This is a genomic window from Desulfitibacter sp. BRH_c19 (assembly GCA_001515945.1).
In the GTDB taxonomy this organism is placed as follows: Bacteria; Bacillota; DSM-16504; order Desulfitibacterales; family Desulfitibacteraceae; genus Desulfitibacter.
The window spans coordinates 175,020-186,691 of sequence record LOER01000036.1 but is presented as its reverse complement, the minus strand read 5'-3'; the positions used below and the strand labels follow the sequence as shown (position 1 = coordinate 186,691).

Annotated in this window: 8 protein-coding genes and 1 pseudogene; 6 read left to right on the top strand and 3 right to left on the bottom strand. The window is 35.1% G+C overall.

Annotation, left to right across the window (positions count from 1 at the left end; all coding sequences use genetic code 11):
* The 3 genes and pseudogenes from APF76_01145 to APF76_01135 all read right to left on the bottom strand — a co-directional run bounded on the left by APF76_01145 (position 1) and on the right by APF76_01135 (position 2,861).
* Positions 1-437: pseudogene (locus APF76_01145) on the bottom strand.
* Positions 438-534: 97 nt separating this feature from the next.
* Positions 535-1,383: a hypothetical protein gene (locus APF76_01140; GenBank protein ID KUO49877.1), complete on the bottom strand. Its 849-nt coding sequence runs from the start codon at positions 1,381-1,383 to the stop codon at positions 535-537.
* Between the two features lie 299 nt (positions 1,384-1,682).
* Positions 1,683-2,861: an alanine--glyoxylate aminotransferase gene (locus tag APF76_01135; GenBank protein ID KUO49876.1), complete on the bottom strand. Its 1,179-nt coding sequence runs from the start codon at positions 2,859-2,861 to the stop codon at positions 1,683-1,685.
* Positions 2,862-3,008: 147 nt separating this feature from the next.
* Between APF76_01135 and APF76_01130 the strand changes: the two genes are divergently transcribed.
* The 6 genes from APF76_01130 (at position 3,009) to APF76_01105 (ending at position 11,364) form a co-directional block, all read left to right on the top strand.
* Complete coding sequence (locus APF76_01130) at positions 3,009-3,899, top strand: LysR family transcriptional regulator (protein KUO49875.1); 891 nt, start codon at positions 3,009-3,011, stop codon at positions 3,897-3,899.
* A 209-nt stretch (positions 3,900-4,108) separates the two neighbouring features.
* Complete coding sequence (locus APF76_01125) at positions 4,109-5,008, top strand: hypothetical protein (protein KUO49874.1); 900 nt, start codon at positions 4,109-4,111, stop codon at positions 5,006-5,008.
* A 509-nt stretch (positions 5,009-5,517) separates the two neighbouring features.
* On the top strand, positions 5,518-7,533 hold the full coding sequence (locus tag APF76_01120) for a hypothetical protein (GenBank protein ID KUO49873.1): 2,016 nt from the start codon (positions 5,518-5,520) through the stop codon (positions 7,531-7,533).
* 145 nt (positions 7,534-7,678) lie between these two features.
* Complete coding sequence (locus APF76_01115) at positions 7,679-9,115, top strand: C4-dicarboxylate ABC transporter permease (protein ID KUO49872.1); 1,437 nt, start codon at positions 7,679-7,681, stop codon at positions 9,113-9,115.
* A gap of 21 nt (positions 9,116-9,136) precedes the next feature.
* Positions 9,137-10,345 (top strand): acetylornithine deacetylase, encoded by a 1,209-nt coding sequence (locus APF76_01110; protein KUO49871.1) that lies wholly within the window; start codon positions 9,137-9,139, stop codon positions 10,343-10,345.
* Positions 10,346-10,494: 149 nt separating this feature from the next.
* Entirely contained in the window at positions 10,495-11,364 is an 870-nt protein-coding gene (locus APF76_01105; protein ID KUO49870.1) for a hypothetical protein, read from the top strand.
* Positions 11,365-11,672 lie beyond the last annotated feature (308 nt).

The window sequence follows — 11,672 nt, the reverse complement described above, 5'->3', positions numbered from 1 at the left end:
TTGTTTTGATGTTCAATGCAGTACTTAACTATTTCAACTCTTTCATCGTAAGTAGTTGCCCGTCCTCTAGTCATGATTGGTATTCCTCCTGTTCCGGAAGGATTTAACTTCTCATAACCATTATACTTCAAAACCCAGTTACGCAACTGGCGAGTTGATTTAATACCATATTTCTTACATATAGCCATGTAGGACCCATCACCAGCCAGATAGTCCATGACAGCAGCATACTTCAATTCTGCTGAATAGGCAGTATTCTTAGGTGTAGTAAGCAGGCTACTTGGACCTAAGGATTGGTAATTTTGAAGCCACTGATGGATGGTTACACAGGCAACTCCTAGCTGTCTTGCCAAATGATTAAGCGAATCTTCTCCATGAAGATATTTTTCAATAGCTGCTATCTTTTCTGATCCTGATATTTTTGCTTTATGAGACATAAAAAAGCTCCTCCTTATAATAAACAGTTTTTATTATTTAAACTGTCTACCACAAGGGGAGCATATCAATGTCAAAGAAGGGCGAGTTATTTAAAATCTAAACTCCACGAAGGTTATGATAGTTATCTTGCTTTTTAAATCCTAGTACCTCAGGAATTGTGACAAATTCATATTCTAAATCCTTTATTGTTTTTATAATCTCAGGTAATGCCGTTACAGTATTTTTCATAGCTTGATTGCTACCACTAGAATGCATTAAAATTATACCACCAGGAGTGATTTGAGAAGACACAGTTTTGACCATGATGGAAATTGGTGTATTGGCCCAGTCCCTTGTATCAACAGACCAGTAGACAAAATTGTAATTGCGAGAATGTATTACCTCTAATACTTCACTACTATATGATCCATAGGGGGGTCTAAAGATATTTGTATGCTTATTACCTACTATACTATATAAAATCTCCTCAGTATTAACTAACTCCTCCAACATGCTATTTGATGACAGTTTTGCAAAATCCTTATGACTCCAGCTATGATTTCCGATTATATGTCCTTCATTGGCAATACGTTCTACAACTTCCGGAAACCTTTCAACATTAGATCCTATTACAAAAAAGGTAGCTTTAATGTCATGTTCCTGTAGAATGTCTAATATCTGTAGGGTGTAATAATTATCAGGTCCATCATCAAATGTTAAGGCTACTTGTCTTTTTTCTTCATTTCCAGAATACCAAACCTGTTGTTCAACCTTATAATTAGCTTCTTTGGCGCCCAAGTCCATTTGAAGATCTTCCAGATGCACTACCTCTGGAGAATAAATATCTTCTATGGTATATGAAGGTTCTATTGGAAAGCCAGATTGATCCGATGTAGTTGTTACAGGAATAAAAATAATAAATAAGCACGCTATTATTGCTAGAATAAACCTTAGATAAACATCCACTAAAAAACACCCACTCTATGATTCCAAAAAATATTTGACTATATGTAACTACTCATTAACTTATATGCTTTTTATCTAAAATTAGTTACATTAATTACCAATGAAGTTAATTTAATTTTCTTCAGAAAACTCAAAAAAGCTTTCCACCAATTAGTTCAAATAACTGGTGGAAAGCTTTTTTCCCGGATTGCACCGATTTTCTACTATTAATATAAACAATGACGTACTAGTGATACTAAAATATTTTAAATGAAAAATGCCTTGAACAGACTTTCTATTCAAGGCATTTATGTATATTTTTAGGAAGCAAATACCGTTCCTGCTGCCTCAAGAGCTCCCTTTTTATCAACTCTTTTACCCATACCCTCTAGAATGCTACCTAAGGAAATTAGTATCAGCATCACATTAGTTTGGGTACTTGCGTATCCCATTAAACCAATCCTCCATGCTTTACCTTTAAAGTCTCCTAGGCCTCCGCCTATCTCTATGTTATACTGCTTCATTAATTGCTTTCTTACTTCTGCTTCGTTTACTCCCTCTGGTGAGTATACTGTTGTTAGTGGGGGTAGTCTATACTCTTTGTCTACTATTAGCTTTAAGCCCATTGCTTCTAATCCTGCAATTAAGGCAGCATGGTTTTTCTTGTGTCTTTCATATCTGTTTTCTCTACCTTCTTCTAATACTATTCTTAGTGTTTCGTGAAAGGCATATATCATATTAATTGGTGCTGTGTGATGATATACTCGTTCTTGACCCCAGTATTGGGCTATCATAGTTAGGTCAAGATACCAGCTTTGTACTTTTGTTTTTCTGTTTTGTAATACCTTGTAGGCTCTTTCTCCAAGAGTTATTGGTGCTAGTCCTGGAGGGCAGCTCAAGCATTTTTGGGTCCCACTAAATGCTATGTCTACTCCATTATCATCTATGTCTACTGGCACTCCTCCTAGTGAGGTTACTGTGTCTGCTAAGAACATTACATCATATTCTTTACAGATATCTGACAGCTCTTTTAATGGCTGTAGGACTCCGGTAGATGTTTCTGCATGTACGTCTGCAAAGAACTTTACACCCTTATTATCTGAAAGCGCTTTTCTTACATCTTCTGGATCAAGGGCTTTACCCCAGGGTGCTTTTACTTCTATTACTTCTGCTCCACATCTTTTTGCCATATCTACCATTCTCATTCCAAATACACCTTTTACCCCAATGACTACCTTATCTCCTTGTTCTAGAATATTTACAAATGTTGTTTCCATTCCGCTGCTGCCTGTTCCTGACATAGGCATTGTTAGTTGGTTTTTTGTGTTAAATACATACCTTAACATTTCCATAGATTCGTTCATAATCTTTAGAAAATCGGGATCAAGGTGTCCTATTGTCGGCTCTGACATTGCCCTTAGTATTCTAGGATCTACTGTACTTGGTCCAGGTCCCATTAAGGTTTTCTGTATTGGATTTCTTTCCGGTATTTGTAACATAAATAAACAACTCCCTTCCTTTAGAACATTTATTTTACTTTCCCCAAATCTCATCTTGTCTATTATTATAAATAATGGTAGATTATAAGTGAAGTATATATAAAGAATGTTTTGTATGCCTTTTATCTATGATAGGAGTTGAGAATAATGAACATTAATCATCTCAAGTACTTTCTGGCTGTAGCCAAAAGTCAAAGCTTTACAAAAGCTGCCCAAAACATACATATCAGCCAACCTTCCATCAGCAAAATGATAAGAGATATGGAAGAGGAGATGGGAGTTCTGTTATTTCATCGAGATAGAAAGCAGGTAATTTTAACAGATGCGGGTCAAGCCGTATATCAACAAACCCAGGAAATTATTACCTCCTTTGATAACCTAACCACGACTCTTTCGGACATAATAAATTTAAAGAAGGGTAGCATTAAAATTGGTATTCCACCTATCGTTGGTGCTAGCTTCTTTCCAAAAACCATTGGAGATTTTATTCAAAGCTACCCTACAATAGAATTAGAGCTTATGGAGGTAGGCTCCAAAAAAATTGAGACTGCTGTAGAGACAGGAGATGTGGATGTAGGTATCATATGCTCAGCTCCAGCGCAACCAGAAGCCTTTGAAATTACACCTTTAATTAGTGACCCATTAATGGTAGTCTTTTATCCGGAACACCCTATGTCCAAAAGGAACAAGATTAGCCTGAAGGATTTAAAGGATGAAAAGTTTGTACTTTTTGGAGAAGACTTCTCACTCCATGACCACATAATTAATTGCTGTCGTTCAGCCGGCTTCCTCCCCCAAATCGTCTGCCGCAGCTCTCAAAGAGATTTTATGGTGGAAATGGTAGTAGCTAAATTGGGAATAGCATTACTACCCCAAAAAATTTGCCAGGAATTAAATCCAAAAAAAATAGTAGCTCTTCCGATTACAGACCAATCAATATTTCTTAACCTAATGATTATTTGCAAAAAAGGTAAATACCTGTCTTTTGCCGTTCGAGAATGGCTATCTTTTACTACGTCCCGTTTAAGCAAGACATAGTATTCCCCTTACCTTATCTCCTTCAACTCCTTTTTGGTATATCATATTCACCTTAATATGATGTTGCATCTTTAACTGGATTTCTTGATACGCGTTAAGTGTGTAGACTCTTTGAAGTTTCTGTGAAAATAAAGGATAATTGTAAATTTTAGTCTAATATATACGTAATGAACTTGTTAAAGTAGACAATAACAAAGGGGTGATATTTTATGTTTAAAAAAGTCTTGGTGTGTACCGATTTATCGGAGACTTCTAATGTTCTTATAAGTTGTGCGGGAGATCTTAAAAGTATAGGTGTTCAAGAAGTTATTCTTGCTCACATAGACTACAAAATACCAATATCTCCTGATGAAGAAGTTGTTATTAGTCCTGATAACCCTCTTCTTAAAGAACAACAGTCTATATTGCAGGAGGCTGGTTTAAATACTACTATTGAATCTGTACATGGTATTCCAGCTCACACTATTAACCTTATCGCTGAGAAACACAATGTTTCGGCAATAGTAATAGGTTCTCATGGAAAAGGAATATTAAAGAGGACCACCATAGGAAGTGTATCAGGTGAAGTTCTGAACTTAGCCAAAAAACCTGTCTTATTGGTTAGAGTAAAACAAGATAAAACTCAAAATATTGTTCTTGAATGCAAACAAATGTCGGGGCATATCCTTTATCTTACAGACTTTTCCAGCACGGCAGAAAAAGCCCTTAATTATGTCGAAAAGCTTGTCCAAGAAACAAAATGTCCAGTAAGCATATTACATGTGCAGAATTACGAAAAACTTGATATGGCGCTACTGTCATTTCCACAAGTAGAACTTAGCTTGATTGAGAAGATAGAAAAACAAAAAACCAAAGAAATTCAAACAGAATTACAGGCTATTAAAAACAGATTGGAAAAAGCTGGTTCTACATCTGTTGATTTTGATTTTCCTGAAGGTCGAGCCATAGATGTTGTTATAGATACTATAAAAAATAAACCTGCCCTCTCCCTTGTTGTCATGGGTAGTCAAGGTAAAGGTTTTGTTAGCGAACTCTTCATGGGAAGCTTGAGTCTTCAGGTAACGCGCTACTCCCCTATTCCTGTGATGCTTATTCCAGCAAGTACTTAATATTTATCCGATGGATAACGGTTTCCCCTAAAGGATTAGCTTATCTACGCCAAACAAGTTGGCAAGTTTCGCTCTATAATGTTCAGATGGAGTCATTCAGTGAAACTTAGTTCAGGTGACTGTCCCTGAACTCTAGTTGAACTAATCCTGTGGGATACTCCACCTGAATAAAGAATCCTGTTTATCGGGGAACTTAATCTAAAAAAGCTAAGCTATGGATTGCCCTTAGCTTAGCTTTTATTTGTATCCATTAAAGTATATAGTATATATTAGGGTAAAATTTTGTGCTATGCTATTATATGTTAAAAATTATATGATTTTTTACTACGTGGCCGCTAATTTACATAACCTTAAACTCAGTATCTAAACTTTTACAAAAATATACAAAGATATTAGGAATAATCTTAACAATAGTAGGTATTTCCTTTATGAGATTTATTGTTATTTAAGTGATATAGATGGAGGCATTAATTCTATACTATATTTTTAGTTAGGAGGTCTATCATACATTGAAGACTATTTGTCTAATCTGCAAAGGAATTGACACATATCAACTACTATATAATCAATTATGTGATTTTTTCGAGCCTGAAATTAAAATTGTGGGATGTGCTCTTAATGCAAACCCTAGGGAGAAGCTTTTTGGTGACATTGCATTAATTACAAGTTCAGATCCAGACATTTATTATCCTGCAATAGAAATAGTAGGAACTAATATAGAAACTATAGTAGTTGAACGACAATTTGATCCGATGGATATAGAGCAATTGATAAGAATTCCATCAGGTACAAAGGTATATGTCATAAATAACCTGCTTGGAACCAGTAAAGAAGTGATAGAAACTTTAGAACAATCTAATATTAACCATCTTAAATATATCCCCATTTACCCCGGTATCAAAGATGAGGATCCAGATATCAACATTGCAATAACCTTGGGAGAAATATTGATAAGACCCAAAGGTGTAAACCAGTTTGTTAATATAGGAATTCGATTAATACACCTTAAAACCTTGTTGTCGTTGGCTAAAAAATTAGGATTGTCTGAAGAAAGAATTAACAGAAACATTGATAACTTCCTACGAAAAATGATCGAGCTTGGAAAAAGATTAGGTGAAGCTTATATACGAGAGCAGAAATACTTAGCACATTTGAAAAGCACACTTCAGGCAATTCCAGACCCCATTTTAGCATTTGATAATACAGAAACCTTAATTTTTCATAATGAAGCAGCTGAAAAGCTGATAAATATAGATATTAATAATACTACTTCTTATTCCTTAAAAGAAATTTCTTTTTTGGCTGATAAAATGGATAATAATAACCAATTATTATCCATTAACGACCACATATATATGCCTAATAATCATGAGATCCATTTTGAAGGTAAATCGTGTGGCATACTATTTTTCTTGAAAGATATTACTCAAATCACAAACCTTGAAAATCGATTAAAGAATAATTTGAAGGATGCAGGCAGGGTCGCAAAATATAATTTTAAAGATATTGTGGGCAATAGTGCAGCTATTAAAAACACCATAACCCTGGCAAAGAAAATGGCAAAAAGTGATTATTCTATTCTAATATCTGGTGAAAGTGGTACAGGAAAGGAATTAATGGCACATGCTATTCACTGCAGTTCTCCTAGACATAAAGGTCCATTTGTAGCAATGAACTTTGCTTCCATTCCAGAATCACTTGCTGAAAGCGAATTATTTGGTTATGTAGAGGGAGCTTTTACTGGAGCAAGAAAAGCTGGAAAAACAGGACTATTTGAACAAGGCAACGGCGGCACTGTTTTTTTAGATGAGATTGGAGATGCATCCTTATCTATCCAATCAAGACTTTTACGAGTATTGCAGGAAAAAGAAATGATCCGAGTGGGGGATACCAAAGTATCAAATATTGATGTAAGAATTATTGCAGCTACCAATCGTTCGTTACCTCAGCTTGTTAGATCAGGTAAGTTCCGCCAGGACTTATTTTATCGTATAAATGTACTTCCTATTTCTCTTCCTTCTTTGAATGAAAGAAAAGAAGATATTCCTTTATTACTAAAGACATTAACTCAAATACATAACGAAACTCTTAAATGGTCAAAAGAAGCCATAGAATTTTTAACAAATTACAATTGGCCGGGAAATATAAGAGAGTTAATCAATATAATTAGCTATGTACTTGCAGTTTGTGATGGCAATGAAATACAAATGTATCATCTGCCACCTACCTTTAACCGCATAATCCCAACTGTGGTGCAAAAAGATTTAATGTATTCTGATACCACAGAGAAACAAATAATTCTCACTACTATCGATACGTTAAACAAATCAGGAAAAAGAGCAGGAAGGAATAGCCTATTCAACGAAATTAAAGATTCAAATATCAATTTAAGTGAACAACAATTAAGATATCGATTAAAAACACTAGAAAATGAAGGGTATATTTATATTGGTAAAACTAAACAAGGGTCATGTCTTACAGAAAAGGGTAAAGCTTTTATAAAGAGCCTCAATTTAGGTGATTAGGATCTTGTTTAATCCTAATCACCTAAATATTTAGGATATAATTGCCTAAATTATCTAAATATTCAATACAACTAGGCCTCTCTATCATGGAATGAATTTTGCAATATATTATTTTTACAATACTAATAAATGAGGTGATTTGTAGATGAGTACTGGTACCGAAGTAGAAGTAAAAAAAGAAAGAAAATTTAAGTTTAGAACACCGCACACCTATGCACTATTATTTATTGTATTAATTGTAGCGGCTTTGGCATCTTATGTAGTGCCAGCTGGAGAGTTCGAAAGGTCTTTCAATGAAGAAGTTGAAAGAACACTTGTTGTACCGGGAAGCTATGCATCAGTTGAGTCTAATACCATTGGACCCTTTGAATTGGTCAAAGCTATTCCCAGAGGAATGGCTGCCGGTTCTACCATTATTTTTTATATCTTTCTTGTTGGTGGAGCATTTGGAATTATCAGAGCGACAGGAGCAATTGAAGCAGGTATTGGTAAAATTGTGGTAAAACTTGCCGACCGGGAGAGATTAATTATCCCAATTTCCATGCTATTATTTTCTATTGGTGGTTTTACAATTGGATGGGCTGAAGAAAGTATAATTTTCGTGCCCATAGGTATTGCCATTGCCAGGGCAATGGGCTTTGATGCAATTACTGGCACCGCTATGATTAGCTGTGGTGCAGCTTCAGGCTTTTTTGGCGGAATGCTAAATCCCTTTACGGTAGGTGTAGCACAAAGTATTGCTGAACTACCATTGTTTTCTGGGATGGCATTTAGGGCTGTGGCATATGTATTCTTTTTAGCTTTTGGTATGTGGTATGTTATTCGTTATGCTACCGCAGTAAAGAAAGATCCAAAAAATAGTGTTATGTATGAAATTGAAGAACAGGTTAAGAAGGAAGAGAAGGAACTAAACCTTACTTCTGAAGAAATTCCAGAATTAAATATCAGACACATTTTAGTATTTGCTGTCCTCTTTGGAGGTATTCTTATCAATATTTATGGTGTTTTTGAATGGGGCTGGTATTTAACTGAACTGGGATCATCATTTATAGCCATTGGTATAATTTCAGGACTTGTTGGAGGGCTATCACTTAATAAAACCTTTGAATCTTTTGTAGTTGGGGCAAAGGCTTTAACATTTGGAGCTCTTATAGTTGGGTTTGCCAGAGCTATTCTAGTATTATTGGAAGATGGGCGTATTATTGATACTTTAATAAATGGTATGGTTTCTATACTTGGAAGCTTACCGAGTGTTATTACTGTTATCGGAATGTATGCATTCCAGATTGTCTTGAACTTCTTTATTCCATCTGGAAGCGGTCAGGCAGTTACAACCATGCCTATCATGGTACCCCTTGCTGACTTGGTAGGCATAACCAGGCAAGTAGCAGTTTTGGCTTACCAATATGGGGATGGTATAACAAACTCAATTATTCCAACATCTGCAGCTCTTATGGGATATCTCGCAATAGCAGGAATTCCATATGAAAAGTGGTTTAAATTTATCTGGAGGCTAATTGTAGGTTGGATCCTAATAGCCTTAGTATTCTTAGTAATTGCAACTTTAACAGGTTTACAATAAAAATATAACTGGAGGGGTTATATGTCATTATGGCTACAGAAGATAAACAGCGTATTTTCTACTGATGAACTTGTCGAATTAACCCAAGAGTTAATCAGACGACCGAGTCACTGGGAAATACCAGAAAGGGAAAAGGACGTTTTAGAATATATATGTTCTTTTCTTGAAAGGCATAATATACCTTATGAAAAACAACCTGTCAAAGAAAACCTCTATAATATTATTGTAACAATCAAGGGAGAAGGTAACGGAAAAAGGCTATTATTAAATGGTCATGTGGATACTGTACCACCCTATGAAATGGATTTTAATCCATTTAGCGGAGAAATTATTGATGGTCACATCCTAGGTAGGGGTGCAGTAGATATGAAAGGTCCCGTAGCTGCAATGCTCATGACAATGCTAGTCCTAAATAGACTGCCGTTAAAATTAAAAGGTGATGTGACTTTTACTGCAGTCATTGGCGAAGAAGGTTGTTCAGAAGGTACAGAAAAATTAGTTTTAAGTGGTATCGAAGCTGATGGTGCAATCGTAGGAGAACCTTCAAATTTTGATTATGCCGTGGCGCATAGGGGCTTAGAATGGTTCGAAATAGAGTTTTTCGGAAGAAGGGCACACAGCGGTGATATGGAAAGAGGAATAAATGCAATCAACATGGCATGCAGACTAGTTACTGCCCTAGAAGACAGGTTGCTTCCCAAATTAAAAGAACGTTTCCATCCCCTAATGGGACCATCCATGTTGAATATTGGTAAAATCGAAGGAGGAACTCAACCAAGCACCGTTGCAGAATACTGTAAAATTCAACTAGATAGAAGATATATTAATACAGAAAAAATAGAAGATGTAACACGAGAAATAGAAGAGATAATTACAGAGCTAAAACAGGCTGTTCCAGGACTAGATATTCGTTTAATATTAATGGAATGCGGAAAAATGGAACATTTGAATCACGTTCCAATGATAACCGACGAAAATGAAAGCATTGTCCAAACAGTAATTAATAACGTAAAGCTAGTAACAAAAAGGAACCCGGCATGTACTACCAGACGCGGTTGGACTGATGCAGGACTTTTAAACTTCTACCGCAATATTCCTACCATTATTTGTGGATGTGGAGACATATCATTTTCCCATTCAAAAAATGAGCAAATATCTATTGAGCAGTTAATTCAAGCAGTTCAAATCTATACACTTACCGCCATTGATTTTTGCAACCAAAATCGTTAAAAATGAAGAATAATATTGCAGTCCCTGTACTAGCAAAATCAGGGGCTGTTTTTATTGCAAAAACAGTTCTCTAATAAATAAATTCATGATATGCTACTCCTTGGAGGAAACGCCCACAATATATGTGCTGATCTCTAGGGGGAACCAAAATGTCTTTTAACTGGTTTCATTTAGTTTTAATCTATATAGCCTTAAACTCAGCATCTAAACTTTTACAAAAGTATTCGGTCTTAGATGAGGAGGTGGATCCTACTGCATTTAGCTCATTCTTTCTGCTAGTTGTAAGCTTATTAACTATACCTTTCCTTTACTTTGAAGAGATTCAATACCCTACTGAAATTAAGATATGGCTAGTAGTTCTTTTATCTAGTATTTTTTATACCGTTTGTATGATATTGTTTTTCAAATCCTTAAAGAACATTGAAGTTAGCCAAGTTGAGACCATTGCTACCACTAGGACTATATGGCTCATGTTATTAGGTGTTATCTTCTTTAAAGAAAATTTATATCTAAGCCAGTTTATGGGCATTTTTTTCATCTTTTTAGGTTTAATAGTAATTTATTGGATTAGGGGAAAAGAATATCATTTTACAAAATATCATTATTACACGCTACTATATGCAATTCTAATAAGTTGTGCCTATGCGTTAGATAAGTATCTTTTAAACTATTTTTCAGTAGCTTTTTTTCAAGTTGTTATCTATATCATACCAGCATTAATGACTATTGTATTTATACCTAACACTTATGAGAAAATGAAATGTCTGGTAAAACCTCAAAGGAATAACTACATAATACTATTGTGCTGTTTCTTTCAAATGCTTTCAACTTTAGCACTTTATGCAGCATACAAGATAGGAGAGCTTTCTTTAGTAGGCCCTCTAGCCCAGACCTCAACCATACTTACAATTGTTGTGGGAATGATAGTGCTAAAAGAAAGATGGAATCTAAAAAGAAAAATCATAGGAATTATACTTACTTTATTAGGGATAGCATTTATAAGATTCATCACCTTTTAAGTCTCTTTATTTCATCTAATATTTCATGATATTCCTTATCTAATGCTTCTATATCATCCTCTTTAGATGGCATAGATAGCCTTCCTATGGCTTCTGAAAGACGATTTTTTAATATAATAATTTGTTTCTATAACCTCAAGGGCATTGATATCTAAATAGTTTGTAGGTTCATCTACTAATAACTTCCACAAGGCGCTTCTTCTCTTTTACATATTCTTCATACACAAATTGAGCTCTTTCTCTTTCTTCAATCTCCTGCTCTACTGTCAACACTACTTCTCTATCCTGATAACACTCTCACCATGCCT